Origin of the sequence: Kitasatospora sp. HUAS MG31 (assembly GCF_040571325.1) — a bacterium.
In the GTDB taxonomy this organism is placed as follows: Bacteria; Actinomycetota; Actinomycetes; order Streptomycetales; family Streptomycetaceae; genus Kitasatospora; species Kitasatospora camelliae.
Map to the genome: position 1 here is coordinate 4,125,468 of NZ_CP159872.1, position 23,351 is coordinate 4,148,818.

Consider the following 23,351-nt stretch of genomic DNA (forward strand, 5'->3'; position numbering starts at 1 on the left):
ACGGTTCGAGTGGGGCCGGGCGCGCGGATCGTACCGCGCGCCCGGTCGTGGACGGAGCGACGGTCCGCCGGAGCGGACCGCCCTCCGGTACGGCCGCCGGGTGCCCGGCGGCCGGTCGGCTCACAGCCGTCAGAGCGACAGCTCGGGGTGCAGCCGGGACATCGTCCACATCTGCTTGCCCCGCGCGGTCAGCACGGTCAGCGCCAGCGAACCCAGCCAGAACGCCACCAGCACCGCCGACCCCTGCCAGACCACCGCCAGGTCGCCGCCGCTGATCAGCCGCCGCATACCCGCGATCACGTACGACATCGGCAGGAACGGGTGGATGGCGCCGAAGAACCCGGGGCTGGTCTCCACCGGATAGGTCCCGCCGCCCGAGGTCAGCTGCAGCATCAGCAGCGCCAGCGCCAGCAGCCGCCCGGCCGGGCCGAACTTCGCGTTCACCCACTGCATGACCGCCGTGAAGCACAGCACGGTCAGCACCAGGTACCCCAGCATCCCCGCCGTCCGGACCATCTCCAGACCGATCCACCAGTGCAGCACCGCGAACAGCAGCGCCGCCTGCGCCAGACCCACCGCCGCGGCCGGCAGCCACCCGGCCAGCGCCACCCGCCAGGCCGGCCCGTTCGCCGCCAGCGCCCGCGGACTCAGCGGACGCAGCAGCATGTACGCCACCATCGCGCCCACCCACAGCGCCAGCGGGATGAAGTACGGCGCCAGGCCGGTGCCGTAGTTCTGCGCCTTGTTGAGCTCCTGCCGGGCCAGGTCCACCGGGTCGCTCATCGCGGCCGCCCGGGTGTCCCGCTGCTCCACCGAGTAGTCCGGGATCTGCTCCGCACCCTGGTGCAGGCCGCCGGCCAGCTCCCGGGTGCCGTCCGCGATCCGGCCGAGGCCGTCGTCCAGCCGCTCGGCACCGTCGCCCAGCGTGCCCAGCCCGTCGGCGAGCCGGCCGTTGCCGTCCGCGATCCGGCCGGTGGCGTCCTCCAGCGTCCGGGTGCCGGTGGACAGCTGGTACAGACCGCCCGACAGCCCGTGCGCGCCCTCCGCCAGCCGGCCAAGACCGCCGTCCAGCGTGCGGATGCCGGTCAGCGCCTGCGTGGTGCCCTGCTTCAGCTGCGCCGCACCGTCCGCCAGACGCCGGGCCCCGGCGTCCAGCTCACCGATCTTCGCCACCTTGGCGTCGAACGCGTCCGCCAGCCCGTCCTGCGACAGCTTGCGGGCCAGCTGCTCCACCTGCGCCGCGTCGGCCGCGAACTCGTCCAGCCGCGGCACGTCCTTCTGCACCACCGCGTCCAGCCGCTCGGCGTTGGCCAGCAGCTGGTGCGCGAGGTCGACCACCCGGGCGTCCAGCCGGCACTGCGCCGTCGCGGCCTGGTCGGCCGGGCAGCGCTGCGCGTACACCGCGTCCAGCTCGGCGACCGTGGACCGGGTGTCGGCCAGCACCTTCGCGCTGCGCACCGGCAGGTCCTTCAGACCGGTCCGCAGGTCGTGCGCCGCCTTGGCGGTCAGCGCGGCCGCGTCCTGGATCTGCCGCCCGTAGGTGTGCAGCAGTGGGGAGACCTTCGCCGCCTCCGTGCCCACCTGGTCGGCGAGCTGCCGGGTGCCGTCGGCCACCCGACCGGCGCCCTCGGAGAGCTGCGCCAGGCTGTCGTCGATCCGGGTCAGTCCCGCGGTCAGGTCGCCACTGCCCTGCTTGGCCTGGTCCAGGCCGGCCGCCAGCCGGTCGGCGGCACCGGCCGCGGTCTCGGCGCCGGAGGCCAGCCGGTCCGCGCCCTGCTTCGCCGCCGTGCCGCCCTCGGCCAGCTTCCCGGCCGCGTCCTGCGCCGTCCGGCTGCCCTCGGCCAGCTGCGCCGAACCCTGACGGGCCTCGCCCGCACCGGTGTTGAGCTTGTCCGCGCCCTCGGCTGCGGTCAGCGTCTTCTCGTGCAGGTCGGAGAAGCCGACGAAGATCTTGTCGTAGAACTTGGCCGAGGACTTGGCGGACACCCCGGCCCGCAGCTGGGTGAAGACCGTCCGCGAGATCGAGCCGACCACGTAGTTGTTGGAGTCGTTGGTCTGCACCCGCAGGGTGCCGCGCTCGGGGTGGTCGCTGTTGCTGCCGGTGATGTTCCGGCTGAACTCCTCCGGAATGGTCAGCGAGAGGTAGTACTTGCCCGAGGCCACGCCCTTCGCCGCGTCCTCGGCGGTGGTCTCCCGCCAGCCGAAGGTCCGGCTCTCCTGCAGCGAGGAGACCACGTCCCGGCCGACGTTCACCTCCTTGCCGTCCACGGTGACCGTGCGGTCCTGGTTCACCAGGGCCACCGGCAGCTTGTCCAGCTTCCCGTACGGGTCCCAGAACGAGCACAGGTAGAGCGCGCCGTACAGCAGCGGCAGGAGCAGCATCGCCACCATCGCCGCCCGGGGGAGCTTCCCGCGGGCGAACCGGCCCAGCTCCAGGCCGGCGAGACTAAACGCGCGCATCGGCCAGCCCCCCGAACCGCGCCGCGTGCTCCTCCCCGAGCATGTGCACCGTCCGGTCGGCCAGTCCCAGCGCCGCGTGCGCGGTGTCGGTGGTCGCGGCCAGCACCGTCACCCCGCCGTCGGCCACCGCCCGCAGCAGCTGCCAGGCGGCGGCCCGCTCGGCGCTGTGCAACCGGTCGTCCACGTCGTCCACGCAGACCAGCCGCGGCTGGCCCATCAGCGCCAGCGCCATCCCCAGCCGGAACCGGTCCAGCAGGGTCAGCGCGCCCGCCGCCGTCCGCAGCCCGGCCGGCAGCCGCTCGGCCACCAGACCGGTGGCGGCCAGCGCCGCGTGCGCCCGGGCGAAGGTCTCCCGGCGGGCCGGCAGGCCGATCAGCGGCATGTGGAGCAGCTGGCGTTCGCGCAGGTGGGCGCTGACGCTCAGCGAGTCGTCCAGCTCGTTCACCCCGGCCATCGGGCCCAGCGCGGTGAACTCCCGGACGTGCCCGGCCTGCGCCGGCAGCGGCAGCCCGTCCACCTCGGCGGTGCCGGCGGTCGGCCGCATCCGGCCGGCCAGCGTCAGCAGCAGCGAGGTCCGGCCCGAACCGGCGGGGCCCTCGAACACCACCAGCTCGCCCGGCTGCGCCTGGAACCCGATCTCCTGGTACACCCAGCCGCGCGCACCCCGCAGCGACAGCCCCGCCGTAGCGACGGTCGCCCCGCCTCGCCGATCGATCATCCTGAGCCTCCCCGTTTTTGAACTGACCAGTCAGTCTAAATAGTAGGCACGGCCGGAGACCGCCCCGTCCCGTTTCGGGGGGTTCGCCGTGTGAGATGGCTAACGGCGCGTCGGCCGCCGGGCCGCCCCGGGCCCACTCCCGGCCCTCTCCGGCCTACTCCGGGCGCAGGCGGGGCCGTTCCGCCCCCTGACGGGGCATCGGATATCGGGTTGAGCACCCCCGGACCCTCTGCCATGCTGTCCGGCGGCCATCCGCAGGACGACGGCCACCCGGGACGGCAGCGGACAGCGCGCCGCACAGGTACGGGGGTTCGTCGCGGCGGTCCGGACGGCGTGCCGCCGGCCGGGCACCGTTCGCCGGACGGCCTTCCACACTCAGCACAGCACGGGGGTTGTCCACTTGATGACGCAGGCACAGGGGCGGGACCGGATTCGGCAGGCGGCACAGGCGGCCGGGCCGCAGGGCCCGCGCCGAGGGGGCCGCGCCCGGCTTCTGGGGGCCGTCCTGCTGACGGCCGCGGTGTTCGCCGGCGGCACGGCCTGCTCCGGCTCGGGCGGCTCGGACGACGCCAAGGGCTCCGGGAAGGGCTCCACCGCCGCCAAGGCCGAGGTGTTCGGCCCGAAGGGGTACCGCGGCCTCGGCCCCGGGACCACCAAGGACGCCGCGATGGGCACCGGCGCCCTGCAGACCGCGTCGCTCTCCGCGCTGACCGGCTGCGCCCTGTTCTCGTACCAGGACGGCCCGGCGCCCGACCCGGCGGTGATCGCGGCCGAGACCGCGGCCACCACCAAGTCCAAGGAGACCCGCGAGGCGGCCGACAAGGCCAAGACGGAGGCCGACGCCAAGCGCCCCGGCGCCGGCGCCTCGGCCCAGGAGTACGCCGACGATGCCAAGCGCTCGGCCGACGTCGCCAAGCTGATGGCCGCCTCCACCGGTGCCATCGCCGACGAGCTCAAGCTCATGGCGACCCGGGACAAGGCCTTCGAGACCACCGGCGGCGCCAAGTTCGGCACCGACGGCCGGCTCAAGCAGCTGATCGCCCCGCCGAAGGCCCGGACCGCCGAGGGCATCGGCGCCGGTTCCACCGAGGACGAGCTGAAGAAGGCCTACCCCAAGGTCGCCCCCATCGAGGGCGGCTACACCCTCCCCGTCGAGGGCTCCTCGGAGTGGGAGAGCGTCTTCGTCACCGAGGGCGGCAAGGTCACCGCGATGTCCCTCTTCAGCAACGCGGTGAAGTGCGTCTGACCGCCCCCTGACCACCGGTCAGCTTCGGCGGACACTGTCTCAGGTGCCCGGCGGTCCCCTTCTCGAGGGGGCCGGCCGGGCATCGGCATGTGCGGCGGGTGTCCCCGTCGCAGGGTTCGGAAATCCGTTCGGCAGCGGAGGGTGCCGCTGCTATACGATCACCCGGCCGCCTGCGGCGGGGCCGCGGCGGGCTCATTCGCATTCAGATCCCGGGGGACCGTTGAAGATCCGTCGTTCGCTCGCCGCTGCCGTTCTCCTCGCCACGGCCGCCGCACCCGTCGCCATGGGCGCCACCCCCGCCTTCGCCGACACCACCCCGGCCGGGCAGGAGCAGACCGACCCGGCCGGGACGAAGGTGGACGAGGAGAACCGCTCGGCCATCGAGAAGCTGCTCGTCTACCCGAACGACTACCTGCTCACCGCCCCGAGCGACTACCTGCGCGAGGCGGTGGCGAAGGTCCTCGCCGGCACCCCGGAGGACCGGGCGCACTTCCTCGCCGTGGAGGTCGCCGCGATCCGCCGGGACGACGCGCGGATCGCGATCCTGCGGATCCTGGGTGCGGGCGGTCCGGTCGTGAAGAAGGCCGCCGAGGCCGCGTTCAAGTCCGACGACCTCGAGGTGTTCCGGGCCTTCCTGAACACCGGCCAGTACACGGCCCGCGCCGAGGACGAGAACCGCGCCGAGCTGCAGCGGATCCTCGACGACCCGAGCAGCGGACCGGGTGTGCGCGAGGGCGCGCGGAAGGCGCTCGCGGGTACGGCCGCGGACGTCGAGCAGTTCCTCAAGGTGGGTCTGAAGAGGGCCGCGGAGACCGACGACCGGGTCCTGACCACCCAGATCATGTCCCTCGGCGGCCCGGCCGTCCGGAAGGCCGCCAACGCCGCGCTCAGCGGCACCATCGAGGACGTCCGCGCGTTCCTGAAGACCGGCCAGTACGTCGCCCGCGCCGAGGACGAGAACCGCGCCGCGGTGCAGCGGATCCTCGACGACCCGAACACCGGGCGGCACGTCCGGGAGGCGGCCGCCAAGGCGCTCGCGGGCACGGCCGCGGACGTCGAGCGCTTCCTCAAGGTGGAGCTGGAGCCGCTGCAGGTCTCCGACGACCGGATCCGCGTCTCCCAGATCATCGAGGCCGGGGGCCCCGAGGTCCGGAAGGCCGGTTCCGCCGCGCTCGACGGCTCCATCGCCGACGTCCGGGCCTTCCTGAAGGAGGGCCAGTTCACGGCCCGCGCCAAGGACAAGGCCGCCGCCGAGGCCGCGCAGAGCGGCTCCACGGCCACCACCCAGGCGGGCACCACCACCGTCCCCGCCTCGGTCACCACCACGGTCACCGCCACCACGGAGGACCGGAACACCACCGGCTCGCTGGCCGCCACCGGCTCGACCGCCCCGCTCGGCGAGCTCACCGCCGCCGGTGCCGCTGCCGTCGCCCTGGGCGCCGGTGCGGTTCTCGCCGCCCGCCGCCGCTCGCGGGCCTGACCACCCTCCTCCGCCGGCCGGCGCGCCCTGTCGCGCCGGCCGGCGGACTGCTTCCGGACGCCGGGCCCAGCCGGCCGGGAGGCCCGCCGGAGCCGGCGACACGGTTGGCACACGGGTTGGCGTACGGGACATGCAGAAAGCCCCGGAGAGTGATCTCTCCGGGGCTTTCCCGCTGTGGCCAGGGCCGGGGTCGAACCGGCGACCTTCCGCTTTTCAGGCGGACGCTCGTACCAACTGAGCTACCTGGCCGTACAGCATCGTCTCTTGCGAGACGCGCGATCCCGACGGGACTTGAACCCGCGACCTCCACCTTGACAGGGTGGCGAGCTAACCAACTGCTCCACGGGACCTCGTGCGGTATTGCTCCGCACAGGGCCTTGCGGCACTGACTTTACTACGGTACTGCGTGCCCCCAACGGGATTCGAACCCGTGCTACCGCCTTGAAAGGGCGGCGTCCTGGGCCACTAGACGATGAGGGCTTGCGGCCCTTCCGGCTGACCATCCAGCGTTCGGGGACGTCGAGAAGCATATGGGATGCCGGGCGGGAACACCAAAACGGTTTCCGCCGGGGGTGGCGGCGACCTGCGGACGCGCCCCGGACGGCGCCCGGAGCGGGTGCCCAGGAGGGGTGCGCCCCGGGCGCGTCGCGGCACCCGTGGCAGCCACAACGCCCGCAGGCCCCCGGTCAGGACCAGCCCAGCTCGTGGAGCTCGTGGTCGTCGAAGCCGAAGTGGTGGGCTACCTCGTGGACCACGGTGATCCGGACCTCGTCCACGGCCTCGTCGTAGTCCTCGCAGTGCCGCAGGGTCGGCCCCATGTAGATGATGATCCGATCGGGCAGGACCCCCGCGTACCACTCGCCGCGCTCGGTCAGCGGGGTGCCCTCGTACAGGCCGAAGAGGTCGGGGGTGGCCGGGTCGGGCTCGTCCTCGACGAAGATCGCGACGTTGTCCATCATCGCCGCGAGCTGCGGGGGGATCTGGTCGAGGGCATCGGCGACCAGCGTCTCGAAGTCGTCCCGGGTCATCTCCACCGCCTCATTGTCGGATGCGCGATGACGGGTTGCCAGGTGATCGGGCCGGAATCCTGCCCGCGGCGCCACGGCGGGCGGCCAGGAACCCCCGGGAGCCCCCGTGCGGGCTTTGCAGGTCCCGGCCGTGTCCGGCGGCCCGGATGCGCGTTGGGCACCGGTAACGGCGGTGCGGCCCGTGGGGGCCCGGCGCGAGAGGTGGCTCGGTGATGGCGGTTCGGTGGGCGCGTCGGCGGGTGGCGGTGGGCACGGTGGCGGTGACCCTCGCCGGTCTCGGGTTGAGCGGGTGCATGTCGGTCGGCGAGAGCCCCTCGAACCCGCAGGGCGGGGCCGGGTCGGTCGGGCAGTCCGGGACGGGCGCCAAGCCCGGGCCGGTCGGGTCCCCCGGCCGGACCGGCGGGGCCGGGCAGCGCGGCGAGCACGGCGGGACGCTCAGCGTGGACGGGGTCTCGCCCGGCACCAGTGTCGTGGTGGAGGCCGTCCCGCCCGGGGTGACGCCGCCGGCGCCCGGTGCGCCGGTGGTGGTCCCGGTGTCCAGCGAGCCCCCCGAGCAGCCGGCGCCCGGCTCCCCGGCCCCCACCAGCGGCCCGGAGCCCAGCACCTCGCCCCCGGCCCACCCGTCGCCCAGCGCGCACCCCAGCAGCGCCGCCCCGTCGGCCTCCGCGCAGCCCACCCCCACCGCCACCACCGGTTCCGGATCTTCGGCCCCGAGCCAGGGGCCGGGCGGACATTAGGGGCCTGGCCAGGACATTTGCCTTGGATCCCGAGGCTCGTCTATGGTGGTAGATCGTTCGTTTGATCCATTTGACTGGCGCCCTGTACCCCCCGGCGCCCTTGGCGCGTTCCGGCGATCCGTGGCTGACCGCATAGAGGCGGTTGTGAAACAGAACCCCGGACTTTGGCGCGTGCCACTTCCGGAAGGTTTTAGATGTCTCTCGTTGACGACGCCCGCTTCGCCATGCCCGCGAACGGGGACGCCGCCGATTCCACCGCTCCCACCGCCGACGACGTGATCGAGACCGTCGACGCGGTCGAGCCCACCGAGACCCCGGCCGAGCAGGCCGAGCCCGCGGAGCCCACCCTCACCTTCGGCGACCTCGGTCTCCCGGAGGACGTGGTCCGCGCGCTCGCCAAGCGCGGCGTCACCACCCCGTTCCCGATCCAGGCCGCCACCATCCCGGACGCGCTGGCCGGCAAGGACGTCCTGGGCCGCGGCCGCACCGGCTCCGGCAAGACCCTGAGCTTCGGCCTGCCGCTGCTCACCCGCCTCGCCGACGGCGAGCGCACCCGCGCCAAGCACCCGCGCGGCCTGATCCTCGTCCCCACCCGCGAGCTGGCGATGCAGGTCGCCGACGCGCTGGAGCCCTTCGGCTCGGTGCTGGGCCTGCGCCTCAAGGTCGTCTGCGGCGGTACCTCGATGTCCAACCAGATGTACGCGCTGGAGCGCGGCGTGGACGTCCTGGTGGCCACCCCCGGCCGCCTCCGCGACCTGATCGCGCGTGGCTCGGCCAAGCTGGACGACGTGCAGATCGCCGTCCTGGACGAGGCCGACCAGATGGCCGACATGGGCTTCCTGCCCGAGGTCACCGAGATCCTCGACCAGGTCCCGGCCGGCGGCCAGCGCCTGCTGTTCTCCGCCACGCTGGAGAACGAGATCGACACCCTGGTCAAGCGCTACCTGAACAGCCCGGTCACCCACGAGGTCGACCCGTCGGCCGGCGCGGTGACCACCATGACCCACCACATCCTCGTGGTGAAGCCCAAGGACAAGGCGCCGATCACCAACGCGATCGCCGCCCGCAAGGGCCGCACCATCATCTTCGTCCGCACCCAGATGGGCGCCGACCGCGTCGCCGAGCAGCTGGTCGAGGCCGGGGTGAAGGCCGACGCCCTGCACGGCGGCATGACCCAGGGCGCCCGTACCCGGGTGCTGGGCGACTTCAAGGACGGCTACATCAACGTCGTCGTCGCCACCGACGTCGCCGCCCGCGGCATCCACGTGGACGGCATCGACCTGGTGCTCAACGTCGACCCGGCCGGCGACCACAAGGACTACCTGCACCGCTCGGGCCGTACCGCCCGCGCCGGCCGCTCCGGCACCGTCGTCACCCTGGTGCTGCCGCACCAGCGCCGCAGCGTCTTCCGCCTGATGGAGGACGCCGGTGTGGACGCCGGCCGCCACATCCTCGACCACGCCTTCGACGCCGAGGTCGCCCGGATCACCGGCGCCCGTTCGCTGGTCGAGGTCCAGGCCGAGAGCGCGGCCGGCATCGCCGGTGCCGCCGAGCGCGAGGTCGCCGAGCTGACCCGCCAGCTGGAGCGCGCCCAGCGCCGGGCCGGCGAGCTGCGCGAGGAGGCCGACCGCCTGTCCGCCCGGGCCGCCCGCGAGCGGGCCGAGCTGGGCATCGAGGACGAGGAGCCGGTGGTCGTCACCCTGGACGAGTCCGCCGACGCCGCGAAGGCCGCCGAGGCCGCCCCGGCCGCGGAGGCCGCCGACCAGGCCGCTCCCGCCGCCGCGGAGGACCGCTCCTCCTCGTACCGCGAGGCGCGCTCCGAGCGCCCGGCGTTCAACCGCGACCGCGACCGGGAGCGCCCGTCCTTCGGCCGCGACCGTGACCGTGACGAGCGTGGTGGCCGTTCCTTCGGTGACCGTGACCGCGAGCGTGGTGGCTTCGGCAACCGCGACCGTGAGGACCGTGGCTTCGGGGGCCGTTCCGGTGGCTTCAACCGCGACGACCGTGGTGGCCGTTCCGGTGGCTTCGGCAACCGTGACCGTGACGAGCGTGGTGGCCGTTCCTTCGGTGACCGTGACCGTGACCGCGAGCGTGGTGGCTTCGGCAACCGCGACCGTGAGGACCGTGGCTTCGGGGGCCGTTCCGGTGGCTTCAACCGCGACGACCGTGGTGGCCGTTCCGGTGGCTTCGGCAACCGTGACCGTGACGAGCGTGGTGGCCGTTCCTTCGGTGACCGTGACCGCCAGGGCGGTGGCTTCGGCAACCGCGACCGCGACGACCGCGGCGGCCGCTCCTTCGGCGACCGTCCGGCCCGTTCCTTCGGTGACCGTCCGGCCTTCGGCGACCGCGACCGCGGCAGCAGCAGCCGTCCGTTCGCCCGCCGCGACGACCACCGCTCCGGCGGCCGTCCGCAGGGCTTCGGCCGGGACGAGCGCGGCGGCCGTCCGTTCGGCGACCGCGACCGTGACCGCGAGCGCGGTGGCTTCAACGGCGGCGACCGCAAGCCGCGCTGGAAGAACTGACCGGCGCACCTGAACGCCCGACGGGCCCGTTCCACCTCGGTGGAGCGGGCCCGTCCGCGTTCCCGGACGGATTCACCCCGGTGATGTTCTCGCAATGAGAACAACTCGGTGGCGCGGCCGGCCAGGCTCGCGTAGCGTCGCTTCCATGAGCAGCCGATTGCACCACGTAGCCGCCGAGAACGAGGAGATCGCCGACCGGGGCGGCTACCGGACCCCGGGTGGCCGGCCGGTGGAGATCGCCGCCCTCCTGGCGGCGGCCCGGGCCGGGACGGTGTCCTACGCCCCGACCGGGGAGATCGCCCCTCCCGCCGAGACCACCGAGACCGCCGAGACCACCGGGGCCCGCCCGCGCGGCCCGCTGACCGGGCCGGTGGAGGTCACGGCCGAGGGCAGCATGGAGGCCGCGCGGCGGCTGGTCGCAGCGGGCGGGGAGCGGGTCGCGGTGCTCAACTTCGCCTCCGCGCGCAACCCGGGCGGCGGCTACCTGCGCGGGGCCAAGGCCCAGGAGGAGGACGTCTGCCGGACGGCCCTGCTCTACCGCTGCCTGCTGGAGGCGCCGGACTACTACGAGGCCCACCGCGCCTCCGACGACCTGCGGTACAGCCACCGGGTGATCTGGTCCCCGGACGTCCCGGTGATCAGGGACGGGCGGGGCGAGCTCCTCGCGGAGCCGTACACGGTGTCCTTCCTGACCTCACCGGCCCCCAACGCCGGCCAGCTGCAGCTCCGTTCGGGCGGGCGGCCGGTGGACGTGGCCGAGGTGCTGGTGGAGCGGGCCGGCCGGGTGCTGGCGGTGGCGGCCGCGCACGGGGCGCGGGAACTGGTGCTGGGCGCCTGGGGCTGCGGGGTGTTCCGCAACGACCCGGCGGTGGTGGCCGAGGCCTTCGAGCGGGCACTGGCCGAGTACGGCGCGGCCTTCGAACGGGTGGTCTTCGCGGTCTGGGACCGGGCGAAGCCCTCGGCCAACCGGACGGCGTTCGAGACCCGGTTCGGCAGCTAAGACCGCCCGGCGCCTGAACCGGCGTCAAGGGCGGGGGCTCAGCTCCCGGTGGTGAGGACGGAGGCGGCGGCCACCACGCCGGTGACGGCGAGGACCGCGGGCCAGGCTCCGATCTTCTTGGCCAGCGGGTGCGAGCCGCCGAACGCGGCCACGTAGAGGCCGGTCAGCGCGGCCGCCGTCCCGGTGCCCGCCGTGCGCCGCCACTGGACGGCCGACGCCGCGCCGGCCACGGCCAGGACCGCGCCACCGAGTTCACGCCGCCCGCTCCAGCGGGCGGTTCCGTACCCGCCGATCAGGCCGGCGGCGGCGACGGCTGCGGTGGGGATGCCGGCCATGGTGCGACTCCTTCTCGGCGGGGCGGCGCGGCCGCTCGGCGCGGCCCGCCCCGCCCGGTACGGGGGATCCCACCGTAACCCCGTCCGGCCCGCGGAAACCGGCTGCCCCGGCAGCCCCGTTCCTCCATACTCGCGGCGTGACCGTCGACTCCGCGCCCACCCCGGGCCCCCTGAACCCGCCGGCCGCCGGGGCCCCGCCCGCCGCCGACCTCGCCGACCCGGCCGAACTGCGGGTCAGCCCGCTGGAACTGTTCTTCGACCTGGTCTTCGTCTTCACCGTCACCCAGCTCACCGACAGCCTCGCCCACCACCTGGGCGCCGCCGGCCTGGCCCGGGTGCTGGTGATGCTGGCGGTGATCTGGTGGATGTACGACGCCTTCATCTGGCTGACCAACGCGATGCCGCCCACCACGCACCCCCGGCGCGGCCTGCTACTGCTCGGCATGGGCGGGTTCCTGGTGATCTCGCTGTCCGTCCCGCACGCCTTCGAGGGCAGCGGGGTGGCCTTCGGCTGGGCGTACCTGCTGGTGGTGGCCGTACACACCGGGCTTTTCGCGGCGGCCGGGGTCGAGTTCGGGCCGGTGCTGCGGATGGGCCTGCTCAACCTGGTCGGCGCGGCCCTGGTGGTGGCCGGCGGGTACCTCCAGGGGACGGTCCAACTCCTGCTCTGGATGCTGGCGTTCGGGCTGCAGTTCGCCATCCCGTACCTGGTCGACCTGCCGAGCTTCCGGCTGCGGTCGGGCCACTTCGTGGAACGGCACGGGCTGGTGATCATCATCGCCTTCGGCGAGAGCGTGATCGCCATAGGCGTCGGGGCCGGCGACACGGACCTCACCGGCACCCTGGTCGCCACCGCGATGCTCACCCTCGGCGTCTGCGTCGCGCTCTGGTGGGCCTACTTCGGCCGCGAGGACGACGAGCACGCCGTGCGGTTCATGGCCGGCCTGGACGACGCCCGCCGCAACCACCTGGCCGTCCGGATCTACAACCTCGGCCACTACGCACTGCTCCTCGGCGTCATCCTGTTCGCCGCCGGGGCCAAGACCGCGGTCGCCCACCCGACCGGCACCCTCGGTACCGCGGAGGCCGGCGCCCTCGCCGCCGGGGTCACCCTCTTCCTCGCGGCCAACACCGCCATCCGCCGCACCCTGGGCCTCACCCCGCTGCTGCCTCGCCTGACCGCGGCCGTCCTGGCGGCGGCCACCGTCCCGCTCGGCACCGGCGTCTGCGCCCTGGCCCAGGTCGCCGCCGTCCTCGCGGTCCTGGCCGCCGCCCTCGCCCACGAGGAACTCCGCCCCGCCTGACCCCACCCGGGTCGGCCGGTCAGACGCGGAACACCTCGCGCCCGTGCCGTCGGCCGGCCGACCGCCGGCCGACGGGCCGGGCGTGGGGTGTCGTCACGCGGAGAGCAGCGTGCGGACGGCGGCCAGGTCGGCCTCGGTGGCGCCGTGGGCGAGGAGGTAGCCCTCCACGCCGCCGTGGCGGGCCTCGATGTGGGCCAGGGCGGCGTGCAGGTTGGTCTCCTCGACCGGCTGGGAGATCCGCTCGCGGCCGTGCTCGTCCAGGTACGGGACGGGCCCGTCGTGCAGGCCGAGGGCCCGGTTGGAGCGGAGGAAGTCCGCGGTGATCTCGGCCTCCGGCAGGCCGGCCAGCCGGTGGACCACCGCCACCGTGAGGCCGGTCCGGTCCTTGCCCACCGCGCAGTGGACGAGCACCGGGTGACCGGTGGCCAGCGCCCGGACCGTCCCGGCGATCGCCTGGCCGCCGGACTCGGCCATCAGCAGGTAGAGGGCGCGCTGGTCCGAAGGCCAGGACGGCGCCTCGGCGGTGCGCTCCGGCAGCAGCGGCAGGTGCAGGTGCTCGGCGTCGAACCCGTCGCGCCGGTCCGGCCAGACCGAGCGCTCCAGCTCCGACCGCAGGTCGACGACCGTCCGGATGCCCAACTCCCCGATCCGGCGCGCGCCCTCCGGCGCCAGGCCGTGCAGCCCGCCGGAGCGGTACAGCAGACCGGCGCGGAGCAGCCCGCCGCCGGCGTCGCGGAAGTTCGGGACGGCGGGGACATCGGGAACCACGGGGAGGTCGGCGAGGGCGGCGGTGGTGGTGACGGTGGCGGCGAGGGCGGCGGTGGTGGCGTCGGGCGCGCGGTCGGTCATGGCACCACCGTAGGGCGGCCCGCCCCGCGCCGACCGGCGATCGGCCAACTCGACCGGCGGCGAACGGGGTTCAGCCGGAGGTTCAGCCGGGTTCAGCGCCCGCCCGCGAGGTCCACGAAGGCCCCGGTGGTGTACGAGGAGGCGGGCGAGAGCAGGAACATGATCGACTCCGCGATCTCCTCCGGCTGGCCGCCCCGGCCCATCGGCAGGTCCGGACCGAGCCGGTCCACCCGGCCCGGCTCGCCGCCGAGCGCGTGGATGCCGGTGTGGATCAGGCCGGGCCGCACCGCGTTCACCCGGATGCCCTCGGCGGCGACCTCCAGGGCCAGGCCCCGGGTCATCGAGTCCAGCGCGCCCTTGGAGGCCGCGTAGTCCACGTACTCGTTGGGCGAGCCCAGCCGGGACGCCGCCGAGGAGACGTTGACGATCGCCCCGCCGCTCCCGCCGTACCGGGTGGACATCCGGCGGACCGCCGCGCCCGCGCAGAGGAACGGGCCGGTGATGTTGGCCGCCCAGATCCTGGCCAGCCGGTCCTCGTCCAACGCGTCCAGCCGGCACTGCTCCTCCAGCGTGCCCGCGTTGTTGACCAGCGCCGTGAGGGGGCCGAGTTCCTCGTCGACGGTACGGAACAGCCGCTCCACCTCACTCGCCCGGCTGACGTCCGCCCGGACCGCGAGCGCGGTGCCCCCGCCGTCCCGGATCTCCCGCACCACGGCGTCCGCGGACTCCTCGTCCGCCCGGTAGTTGACGCAGACCCGGTAGCCGCGCCGGGCCGCCAGCAGGGCGGTGGCGGCGCCGATCCCGCGCCCGGCACCGGTGATCAGCACGACCTCGGACATCCGTCCTCCCACACACGTCGACGACTCCGGCAGCGGCTCCGCCGGTGACTGCGGCTGCGACAGACCGTAGCCCACATACCGGAATGGCCGGCGGAGTCACCCGCCACGCGCCCAGCATGGCGCCCATGGACACCGCTCCCGCCACCCCGGAACCACGCGACCGCGCCGCCGGGCAGCCCGCCGCCGACCCGTTCGCCACCGGCCCGCTCAGCGCCGCCTCCGCCGACCCCGCCGCCTACCTGGCCGCCGACGCGGTGATCGACCACGACCACCCCGCGATCCGCGAACGCGCCGCCGGCCTGCGCCGCGACGGCGTGGCGGAGACCGCCCGGGCCGCCTTCGAGTTCGTCCGCGACGAGGTCGCCCACTCCGCCGACATCGGCCGCTGGAGCGGCGCGTACCGGGCTTCCGAGGTACTCGCCCGGGGCGACGCGATCTGCCACGGCAAGGCCCACCTGCTCGCCGCCCTGCTGCGCGCCCAGGGCATCCCGGCCGGCCTGTGTTACCAGAAGCTGGAGGTGCTGCACGGGCTCGTCGCCGTGCACTGGCCCGGCAGCGGCTGGGTGCGGCTCGACCCGCGCGGCAACATCCCCGGCCTGGTCGACAGCCGGTTCGCCACCGACCCCGCCGAGGAGCGGACCGCCTGGCCCAGCGACCCGGAGAAGGACGAGTACCACTACCCCACCGTCCACCCGACCGTGCCGCCGGTGCTGCTCGCCGGCCTCGCCCGGACGCGTCCCGGCGCCGGCGGGTACGACTACCTGCCCGCCGAACTCTGACCGGACCAACTCTGTCGGGCCGAATTCCGGTCGGCCGAATTCCGGTCGGACGCCTCCCGCAGCGCCTCGATCTTCGGCGCGCGGCTCTTCGGCGAGTCCAGGCTGAAGCCGCGGGCATCGCCCAGCTCGTCCCGGACGAACGCCTCGGTCCGGGCGATCGCCTCCCGCAGCGCGGCGTCGGCCGGGACGAACAGCTGGTGCACGATCTCCCGCTGCTCGGTGTCGTACTCCCACAGGCCGACGATCCGGCCCCGGTCGACCACCACGTGGCTCTGCGGATCGGCCTCGGTGCCGAAGCTGCGGCCCGCGCGGGCGGCCGGGGTCGGGCGCTCGGCGTCGGCCTCGTCGAGCAGCCGCGGCAGGTCGCGGTGCAGCAGGTGGATCCCGTCGATGCCCGCCAGCAGCGCGTAGGCGGGCTCGGCCGGCGGGGTGAAGTCCTCGAAGGCGTCGGCCAGTTCGGCGGGCATCAGGAGGTCGGTGCCGGGCAGCTCGACCAGGTCCAGCGGGCCGAGCGCCGCCTTGGCGGTCGCCGCCGTGAACCCGGAGAACCAGCGGAAGTGCTTCACCGAGGCCGGCGCCGCCCAGGCGAAGTACCGCTCCGCCAGCTCCGCCGCCGACCCGCGCACCGGCTGGTCCCAGCCGACGTACCCGTAGCGCTGCTGGTCCAGCCGCCCGTTCACCGGCACCCGGCGGATCCGGCCGCGGGACTGCAGCAGCCCGAGGGCGAGCGGCAGCGTGGTCGACTGGCCGCGCTTCTTGCCCGCCTCGCCCAGGCTCCGCACCGCCGACCCGGCCGCCTCGCGGATCGCCGGCGGGTCCATCGGCCCTTCCTCGGGCAGGATCTGGGCGATCGTCAGGCAGAGCTTCTCGATCTCGTCCCGGGTCACCCCCAGGTGCTTGACCGCGGAGGCGATGTCCGCCTCGGGCGCCCCGGCGCCGGCCGCCAGCCCCAGCGCGAAGTCCTGCGCGGGCAGGACGTAGGTGCAGCCGCGGGCCGAGGGCAGCTCGTGGATCTCCAAGCCGGCCACCGCCGCGTCCACCGCCTCCCGCCCCAGGCCCGTCCGGGCGAACAGCCCCAGGTACGGCGCGGCGCCGCCCACCGAGCGTGCCCAGCCGGTCGCGGCCAGCGCCTCGGCGGCCGAGGCGCCCGCCCGGGTGCCGTCCAGCCACTGCCGGTGCGCCCACCAGGCGCGGAGTTTCGCCACCGGGTTCCCGCTGTTCGCCATGGCCCCAGTATCGACGGGCGGCCGTCCGGGCGGGCGGACCGACGGGCCGACAAATGAGTCGCACCAGCTCACCCGGACGGGGGAAACTTCCCGGAGCCCGTTGACAGCGGCGGGCCGGGCGTACCGCACCCGCGCGCCGCCCCGACCGACCTCGCCGAGGAGGCGACGACCCGTGCACGTCCTGCTCTCCGGCATCGTCGGCTCCACCGCGTACGGCCTCGCCCACGCCGGCTCCGACATCGACCGGCTCGGCCTGTTCGCCGCACCGACCACCGAGTTTCACGGCCTGCACCGGCCCGCCGAGTCGCACGTCAGCACCGCCCCCGACCGCACCCTGCACGAGGCGGCCAAGTGGTGCCGCCTCGCCCTCGGCGGCAACCCGACCGCCTCCGAACTGGTCTGGCTGCCCGAGGACCTCTACGAGGTGCGCACCCCGCTCGGCGAGGAGCTCATCGCCATCCGTCGCTCCTTCCTCGCCGCCCGGACCGTCCGCAACTCCTATCTCGGGTACGCCACCCAGCAGTTCAGGAAGATGACCACCCGCGACCAGGACGACCCGACCGGCCGCGCCCGGGCCGCCAAGAACGCCCGGCACCTGGTCCGGCTGGTCGAGCAGGGGCTCGCCCTGCACGAGACCGGGCACATGGTGATCCGGCTGGCCGACCCCGACCGGGTCCGCGAGCTCGGCGAGCGGTTCGCCGAGCGGCCCGCCGACGCCCAGGCCCTGCTGGCCGCGGCCGAGGCCCGCTTCGACCGGCCGGGCGCGCTGCCCGACCAGCCCGACGAGGCCCCCGCCGAGGCCTGGCTGCGCCGCGTCCGGGCCGCCCACCTCACCCCGGTCGGGTAGGACACCCGGCCCCGGCCGGCGCCCGCCGTCCCCGCCGAGGACCCGAACGGCCGTGACACCGCCCGGCAATCCCCTGGCCAAGCCGTGGGGATCACCGGGTAGGATCGCCCTGGCAGGCGCTGTACCACCCGGTGGGCGCCGGTCGGCGGGCCGCTAGCTCAATTGGCAGAGCTGCGGACTTTTAATCCGTAGGTTCAGGGTTCGAGCCCCTGGCGGCCCACTGCCCAACGAGAACCAGGTCGGTCCCAACTGACCTGGTTCTCGGCATTCCTGGCACCCTGTCGACGCCGTCCGGCGGGTGGCGTTCCGGCCCGCGGTCATGTCCGGAATATCCGGGCGCCGCGATATTCCGGACCATCCGGAAATGTCCCCGGCGGGAATTCCGTCACGAGGGTGCTCGCTAGAATCCGGCGATGAAACGATGCCGCCTGGTCGCCACCGATCTCGACGGAACCCTGCTCCGCGACGACCGGGCGCTCTCGGCCCGGACCCGGCGGGCCCTGGGCCTCGCCTCCGCGGCCGGGGCGGAGGTCGTCCTCGTGACCGCCCGGCCTCCCCGGTTCGTCGACGCGCTCGCCGAGGCCCACGGATTGACCGGTACGGCGGTGTGCAGCAACGGCGCCCTGGTCTACGACATCGCGTCCCGCACCGTGATCAGTTCGCGCACGCTGTCCGTCGGCCTCGCCCGCCGGATAGCCGGTTCCCTGGCGCAGGCCCTGCCCGGGATCGGATTCGCCGTCGAGACGGGACACCGGGTGCTGCACGCCCCGGGGTACGGACTGCGCCTTCCCGAGGATTCCGGCGCGGAGTTCGCGGTGGCGGCCCTCGACGATCTGTGGTCGGCCGGTGCCCCGGTCGTGAAACTCCTCGCCTGGTCCCCCGTGTTCGACGCCGACGCCATGGTGGCCGCCGCCGGGCACGCGGTCGGCCCGGTCGCGCACGTCACCCACTCCGGCGGGACGGGGCTGCTGGAGATCAGTGCGGCGGGCGTGACCAAGGCGGACACCCTGTCCGCGCTCTGCGCCGAACGCGGGATCGAGGCCGCCGAGGTGGTCGCCTTCGGGGACATGCCCAACGACCTGTCCGTCCTCCACTGGGCGGGCGCCGGCTACGCGGTCGCCAACGCCCACCCCACCGTGCTGTCCGCGGTGGCGCGGCACACCGCGTCCAACGAGGAGGACGGCGTGGCGGCCGTCCTGGAGCGGCTCTTCACGGCCTGAGACGGCTGTCGCCGCACGGGGCCGGACGGTCCGCCGACCGGGGTGAAGTCCTGTGCTATGAATGGGCGTTCGATTTACAGGGGGAGCCCATGTCCTACCCGCCGCAGCAGACGCCCTACGGCGGTCAGCCACCGTTCGGCCAGCCGCCCGTGCCGGGTCAGCCGCCCGTGCCGGGCCAGCAGTCGCCGTTCGGCCAGCCGCCCGTGCCCGGCGCGCAGCCGTCGTTCGGCCAGCCCCCGCAGGGGTACCCGCCGTACGGACAGCCGCCGGTCCCGGGTCACCCCGGGTACCCGGGACCGCCCGCCGAGCAGCCGAAGCGCCGCGGGAAGAAGGTGCTGCTGATCGTCGGCGGTTCGGTGGTCGGGCTGATCGCCCTCTTCGCCGGCCTGGTGGTCAACCACACCCTGCACCAGAAGCCCCCCGCGTACACCACCCGGGAGAACAGCCCCTGGCAGAAGCTCGCCGACGGGATGACCGCCGCGCTGGCCGCCAAGGACGAGGAGGCGTTCGTCAAGGGGTTCAAGGAGGGCGAGGTCCGGGAGAAGCAGCGCAAGGTCTTCCGCAACCTGGTCAAGATCTCCTGGGAGACGGCCCGTTGGGAGACCCAGGACCCGTTCCCGACCAACGGGAGGATCCCGGTGGTCTTCGTCCACCAGGTGAAGGGCGTGGACAACAAGGCGCTGCCCGAGGCCTACGACTGGGAGCTCGACAACGGCGGCGCCACCCCGGCCGCCGGCACCGCCCCGGTGGTCACGGGCGTCTCCGGCACCCGGATCCGGTCCGGCAACTACCCCGCCCCCTGGGACCTGTACGACCAGCTGGCGGTGGAGAGCCGGGAGAACCTGGTGGTCGTCGCCGACCAGGACCAGGCCGCCGAGCTGAAGCGGGACGTCGAGATCCTCGCCCAGGCCGCCAAGGACGACCTCACCGCCTGGAAGAAGGCCGCACCCGGTCCGATCGCCGGCCGCGAGGCCGCTCCCGGCTTCTTCATCACCCTGGAGAAGCGCCGCGAGGTCTACAACAAGCTCTACGTCAACGACGGCCGGGAGAACGACAAGCTCGAAGCCGGCGTGAACATGGAGGTCGCCTCGCACGAGAACGAGGACGTCCCCGGCGGCTCCCGCATCGTCATGGACACCTCGCTCGGCCGCTTCACCGGCTCCGACTGGAAGAACGGCATCGCCGACATCGGCCGCCACGAGATGGGCCACGCCATCGTCGCGGCCTTCCGCTCCGAGAAGGTCCTCATCCAGGGCTTCCAGAAGACCCAGATGTGGGTGGTCGAGGGCTTCGGCGAGTACATGGCCCTGCGCGGCAAGGACGCCAAGGCCCGCACCGAGGCGGAGTTCGGCCTCAAGGGCTACCCCTTCGACGGCAAGCTGCCCGACAGCCAGAACTTCTACGACAACCGCGCCGAGGCCCGGTCGGCCCACTACGTGCTCGCCGGACTGGCCACCCGCTACGCGGCGCAGAAGTACGGCGAGGAGAAGCTGTTCGCCTTCGTCACCGCCCACTACAACGCGCCGGACCAGTACGAGCAGCAGATCCGCACCATGACCGGCCTGTCGGTGGACCAGTTCCAGGCCGAGTGGGCCGCCTGGGTGCGCGCCAACGTCTCCACCGCCGCCCGCTGACCCCGGACGGCCCGCACCCCACCCGGGTCACCCGCCCCCGCCGGGCGGGTGACCCGGACGCGCGCCTCGCCCGCCCGGCCCGGGCCGCCCGCTAACGTCCCGGCCATGCGAGTGGTGATCGCGGGTGGACACGGGCAGATCGCGATGCGGCTGGAGAAGCTGCTCACCGGACGCGGGGACGAGGCCGTCGGCCTGATCCGGAACCCCGCCCAGACCGGCGACCTGGAGGCGCTCGGCGCCCGGGCGGTGGTCTGCGACCTCGAATCGGCCGCCGCCGGCGACCTGGCGGACCACCTGCGCGGGGCCGACGCGGTGGTCTTCGCCGCCGGCGCCGGCCCGGGCAGCGGAGCCGCCCGGAAGGAGACGGTGGACCGCGCCGCGGCCGTCCTGCTCGCCGACGCCGCCCGGATCGCCGGGGTTCGCCGGTACCTGCTGGTCAGCTCGATGGGCCTGGAACGGGCCGGTGCCGCCGGCCTCGACCCCCAGTTCGACGCCTACCTGCGGGCCAAGGCCGCCGCCGAGGAGGAGCTCCGCCTCCGCCCGCTGGACTGGACGATCCTCCGTCCCGGCGCGCTCACCGACGACCCCGGAACCGGCCGGATCCGGCTCGGCCCGCCGCCCGCCCCCTGGGGCTCCGTCCCCCGCGACGACGTCGCCCGCACCCTCCTCGCCCTGCTCGACACCCCGGCCACCGCCGCCGGGACCTTCGAGCTCACCTCCGGCGACGACCCCGTGGAGGCCGCGGTCGGCCGCCTGGTCACCGGCGGCTGAACGGGCGGCTGAACGGGCGGCGGCGGGCGCCGGGACGGGCACCGAGAGGCCCGCGACCACCGGACGGTTCGGACCCGTCCGGTTGGCGGCCCCGGGACGGCTGGGCGAAGGTGTCGGCGAGGGGCCGACCGGGAGAGGCGGGTTCTGATGGCCGAGATCGCGATGCAGATCGACATCGCCGCGTCGCGTGCCAAGGTACTGGCGGCGCTGGACACCCACGAGGGCCTGACCTCATGGTGGACCACCGGCGTCGGCCGGGACGGCGACGACCTGCTCTTCGACTTCCCGGACGTCCCCGAGCCCTTCCGGCTGCGCCGGGACCGCGCGGACGAGGACCGGGTCGCCTGGACCAGCGTCGGTGCCTTCCCCCCGCACTGGGCGGACACCACCGTGACCTGGGACCTGTTCGACCACCCGGACGACCCGCACCGCACCCGCCTGCTCTTCCGCCACCTCGGCTGGAGCAAGGACGCCGAGCCGGGCGTCCCGATGGTCGCCGGCACCTGGGCCGAGCTGCTGGTCCGGCTCAAGGACTACCTGCAGAGCGGCAAGGTCCAGCCGTACTTCGTGCCGGAGCCGCACCGCCGGCACGACCAGGGCTGACCCCGACCCGCCCCCGGCCGCCGGCGCCACGACCCGCCGGTCCGGATCGCCCGGACGACCCGAACCGCCCGAACCGTCCGCACGGCGCCGGCGGGCCCGCACCCATCGCACCACCTGGAGGCGCCATGCCCGAGGTCACCACCCGCTACCAGCCCGGCACCCCGTGCTGGGTCGACCTGATGGCCGCGGACCAGCAGGCCGCGCTCGACTTCTACCGCGACCTCTTCGGCTGGCAGGGCGAGATCGGCCCGGCCGAGTTCGGCGGCTACGCCGTCTGCACCCTCAACGGCCGCCCGGTGGCGGGCATCGGCCCCGCCGTGGCCATGGGCGACCAGCCCCCGCCGCCCACCGTCTGGACCACCTACCTCGCCACCGACGACGCGGACGCCACCCTCGCCGCGGTCACCGAGAACGGCGGCACCGTGATCGCCCCGGTGATGGACGTCGGCACCACCGGCCGGATGCTGATCGCCGCCGACGCCACCGGCGCCGTGTTCGGCGCCTGGCAGCCGGTGGACTTCATCGGCGCACAGGTGGTCAACGAGCCCGGCGCGCTCACCTGGAACGAGCTCTACACCTCCGACCCGCAGCTCGCCCAGGCCTTCTACCCCGCCGTCTTCGGCGTCCGGATGCCTCCGAGGGAGGGCGAGCGGAAGCACTGGGGCCTCGACGTGGCCGGCCGGACGGTCGGCGGCGTCCGCACCCTCGACGACCTCCCGCCCGGCACCCCCTCGCACTGGCTGACCTACTTCGAGGTGGACGACGCCGACAGCACCGTGGACGCCCTGGTCAGGGCCGGCGGCTCGGTCCTGGTCCCGCCCTTCGACGCGCCCTACGGCCGGACGGCGGTCGTCCAGGACCCGCAGGGCTCCGTCTTCGCCATGATCCGGGTCCCGCGGTAGCCCACCGCGCCGGCCGCCCACCGCGCCGGCCGCCCGCCGCGACGCGCCAGAGGCCCGGAATCGGACGCCCACGGCCCGATCGGGGCGAGACTGGCGCCATGCTGGGGCTTCCGGACCACATCCACGCGTTCCTCTTCGACCTCGACGGCGTGCTCACCCAGACCGCCGAGGTCCACGCCGCCGCCTGGAAGAGGACCTTCGACGCCTTCCTCCGCGCCGAGGCGGAACGCACCGACGAGGAGTTCGTCCCGTTCGACCAGGTCACCGACTACGACCGGTACGTCGACGGCCGGCCACGCCTCGACGGCACCCGCACCTTCCTCGCCTCCCGTGGCATCGACCTCCCCGAGGGCACCGAACAGGACCCGCCCGGCACCCGGACCGTCCAGGGCCTGAGCGGCGCCAAGAACGACACCGTGCTCCGCCTGATCCGCGAGGAGGGCGTGCGGCCCTACCCCGGCTCGGTGGAGTACCTGCACCGGCTGCGGGTGCTCGGCCTGCCCCGGGCCGTGGTCTCCTCCAGCGCCAACTGCCGGGACGTGCTGCGCGCCGCCGGCATCGACGGACTGTTCGAGGTGGTGGTGGACGGCCTGGTCGCCCGGCGGGAGCAGCTGGCCGGCAAACCCGCCCCCGACACCTACCTGGCCGCCGCCCGGGCCCTGGACACCCCGCCCGAGCACGCCGCCGTGTTCGAGGACGCCCTGGCCGGCGTCGCCTCCGGCCGGGCCGGCGGGTTCGGCGCCGTGGTCGGCGTCGACCGCGCCGGCCAGGCCGCCGAACTCCGCGCCCACGGCGCCGACCTGGTCGTCGCGGACCTGTCCGAACTCATCGAGGGGGAGCCGGTATGAGCG

General features: G+C 74.4%; 20 protein-coding genes and 4 tRNA genes. 14 read left to right on the forward strand and 10 right to left on the reverse strand.

The window, feature by feature from the left end; all coding sequences use genetic code 11:
• Positions 1–129: 129 nt before the first annotated feature.
• A complete protein-coding gene (locus tag ABWK59_RS18720; protein ID WP_354641739.1) occupies positions 130–2,460 on the reverse strand; it encodes a YhgE/Pip domain-containing protein in 2,331 nt (776 codons plus the stop codon).
• Positions 2,447–3,178 (reverse strand): ATP-binding cassette domain-containing protein, encoded by a 732-nt coding sequence (locus ABWK59_RS18725; protein ID WP_354641740.1) that lies wholly within the window; start codon positions 3,176–3,178, stop codon positions 2,447–2,449. The genes ABWK59_RS18720 and ABWK59_RS18725 overlap by 14 nt, the downstream gene beginning before the upstream one ends.
• Before the next feature lie 403 nt (positions 3,179–3,581).
• Here ABWK59_RS18725 and ABWK59_RS18730 point away from each other — a divergent pair, with 403 nt between their 5' ends.
• Positions 3,582–4,424, forward strand: a complete 843-nt coding sequence (locus ABWK59_RS18730; RefSeq protein ID WP_354641741.1) for a hypothetical protein — start codon at positions 3,582–3,584, stop codon at positions 4,422–4,424.
• A 220-nt stretch (positions 4,425–4,644) separates the two neighbouring features.
• Complete coding sequence (locus ABWK59_RS18735; RefSeq protein WP_354641742.1) at positions 4,645–5,904, forward strand: ALF repeat-containing protein; 1,260 nt, start codon at positions 4,645–4,647, stop codon at positions 5,902–5,904.
• A gap of 175 nt (positions 5,905–6,079) precedes the next feature.
• On the opposite strand, the gene ABWK59_RS18740 is transcribed toward ABWK59_RS18735, so the two are convergent.
• The 4 genes from ABWK59_RS18740 to ABWK59_RS18755 form a co-directional block, all read right to left on the reverse strand.
• A tRNA-Phe gene (locus ABWK59_RS18740) sits at positions 6,080–6,153 on the reverse strand.
• 27 nt (positions 6,154–6,180) lie between these two features.
• A tRNA-Asp gene (locus ABWK59_RS18745) sits at positions 6,181–6,254 on the reverse strand.
• Between the two features lie 57 nt (positions 6,255–6,311).
• A tRNA-Glu gene (locus ABWK59_RS18750) sits at positions 6,312–6,384 on the reverse strand.
• A 206-nt stretch (positions 6,385–6,590) separates the two neighbouring features.
• The gene (locus ABWK59_RS18755) at positions 6,591–6,932 is read right to left on the reverse strand and encodes a metallopeptidase family protein (protein WP_354645006.1); all 342 of its coding nucleotides are present in this window, start codon (positions 6,930–6,932) and stop codon (positions 6,591–6,593) included.
• Positions 6,933–7,863: 931 nt separating this feature from the next.
• On the opposite strand from ABWK59_RS18755, the gene ABWK59_RS18760 reads away from it, so the two are divergent.
• Together ABWK59_RS18760 and ABWK59_RS18765 are read left to right on the forward strand one after the other, a co-directional pair.
• A complete protein-coding gene (locus ABWK59_RS18760; RefSeq protein WP_354641743.1) occupies positions 7,864–10,191 on the forward strand; it encodes a DEAD/DEAH box helicase in 2,328 nt (775 codons plus the stop codon).
• A 145-nt stretch (positions 10,192–10,336) separates the two neighbouring features.
• Complete coding sequence (locus ABWK59_RS18765; RefSeq protein ID WP_354641744.1) at positions 10,337–11,191, forward strand: TIGR02452 family protein; 855 nt, start codon at positions 10,337–10,339, stop codon at positions 11,189–11,191.
• A 38-nt stretch (positions 11,192–11,229) separates the two neighbouring features.
• On the opposite strand, the gene ABWK59_RS18770 is transcribed toward ABWK59_RS18765, so the two are convergent.
• Complete coding sequence (locus ABWK59_RS18770) at positions 11,230–11,526, reverse strand: hypothetical protein (protein WP_354641745.1); 297 nt, start codon at positions 11,524–11,526, stop codon at positions 11,230–11,232.
• A 137-nt stretch (positions 11,527–11,663) separates the two neighbouring features.
• On the opposite strand from ABWK59_RS18770, the gene ABWK59_RS18775 reads away from it, so the two are divergent.
• Positions 11,664–12,830: a low temperature requirement protein A gene (locus ABWK59_RS18775; protein WP_354641746.1), complete on the forward strand. Its 1,167-nt coding sequence runs from the start codon at positions 11,664–11,666 to the stop codon at positions 12,828–12,830.
• Positions 12,831–12,923: 93 nt separating this feature from the next.
• Here ABWK59_RS18775 and ABWK59_RS18780 read toward each other — a convergent pair whose 3' ends face one another.
• On the reverse strand, positions 12,924–13,679 hold the full coding sequence (locus ABWK59_RS18780) for a tyrosine-protein phosphatase (protein ID WP_354641747.1): 756 nt from the start codon (positions 13,677–13,679) through the stop codon (positions 12,924–12,926).
• Between the two features lie 92 nt (positions 13,680–13,771).
• Entirely contained in the window at positions 13,772–14,518 is a 747-nt protein-coding gene (locus ABWK59_RS18785) for an SDR family oxidoreductase (RefSeq protein WP_354641748.1), read from the reverse strand.
• A gap of 125 nt (positions 14,519–14,643) precedes the next feature.
• On the opposite strand from ABWK59_RS18785, the gene ABWK59_RS18790 reads away from it, so the two are divergent.
• Entirely contained in the window at positions 14,644–15,297 is a 654-nt protein-coding gene (locus ABWK59_RS18790; RefSeq protein WP_354641749.1) for a transglutaminase family protein, read from the forward strand.
• On the opposite strand, the gene ABWK59_RS18795 is transcribed toward ABWK59_RS18790, so the two are convergent.
• Positions 15,276–16,523 carry a DNA glycosylase AlkZ-like family protein gene (locus ABWK59_RS18795; RefSeq protein ID WP_354641750.1) on the reverse strand — a complete coding sequence of 416 codons (1,248 nt, stop codon included), beginning with the start codon at positions 16,521–16,523 and terminating at the stop codon, positions 15,276–15,278. The two genes, ABWK59_RS18790 and ABWK59_RS18795, sit on opposite strands and share 22 nt — an antisense overlap.
• A gap of 172 nt (positions 16,524–16,695) precedes the next feature.
• Between ABWK59_RS18795 and ABWK59_RS18800 the strand changes: the two genes are divergently transcribed.
• The 8 genes from ABWK59_RS18800 (at position 16,696) to ABWK59_RS18835 (ending at position 23,348) form a co-directional block, all read left to right on the forward strand.
• On the forward strand, positions 16,696–17,370 hold the full coding sequence (locus ABWK59_RS18800; protein WP_354641751.1) for a DNA polymerase beta superfamily protein: 675 nt from the start codon (positions 16,696–16,698) through the stop codon (positions 17,368–17,370).
• A 147-nt stretch (positions 17,371–17,517) separates the two neighbouring features.
• Positions 17,518–17,590 (forward strand) — tRNA-Lys (locus ABWK59_RS18805).
• Positions 17,591–17,783: 193 nt separating this feature from the next.
• Positions 17,784–18,590 carry an HAD family hydrolase gene (locus tag ABWK59_RS18810; protein ID WP_354641752.1) on the forward strand — a complete coding sequence of 269 codons (807 nt, stop codon included), beginning with the start codon at positions 17,784–17,786 and terminating at the stop codon, positions 18,588–18,590.
• A gap of 89 nt (positions 18,591–18,679) precedes the next feature.
• Positions 18,680–20,224 (forward strand): hypothetical protein, encoded by a 1,545-nt coding sequence (locus ABWK59_RS18815; protein WP_354641753.1) that lies wholly within the window; start codon positions 18,680–18,682, stop codon positions 20,222–20,224.
• A gap of 105 nt (positions 20,225–20,329) precedes the next feature.
• Positions 20,330–20,995 carry an SDR family oxidoreductase gene (locus ABWK59_RS18820; RefSeq protein ID WP_354641754.1) on the forward strand — a complete coding sequence of 222 codons (666 nt, stop codon included), beginning with the start codon at positions 20,330–20,332 and terminating at the stop codon, positions 20,993–20,995.
• Between the two features lie 147 nt (positions 20,996–21,142).
• Positions 21,143–21,598: an SRPBCC family protein gene (locus ABWK59_RS18825; protein WP_354641755.1), complete on the forward strand. Its 456-nt coding sequence runs from the start codon at positions 21,143–21,145 to the stop codon at positions 21,596–21,598.
• Between the two features lie 125 nt (positions 21,599–21,723).
• A complete protein-coding gene (locus ABWK59_RS18830; protein ID WP_354641756.1) occupies positions 21,724–22,500 on the forward strand; it encodes a VOC family protein in 777 nt (258 codons plus the stop codon).
• Between the two features lie 98 nt (positions 22,501–22,598).
• Positions 22,599–23,348: an HAD family hydrolase gene (locus tag ABWK59_RS18835; RefSeq protein WP_354641757.1), complete on the forward strand. Its 750-nt coding sequence runs from the start codon at positions 22,599–22,601 to the stop codon at positions 23,346–23,348.
• Positions 23,349–23,351: the final 3 nt, after the last annotated feature.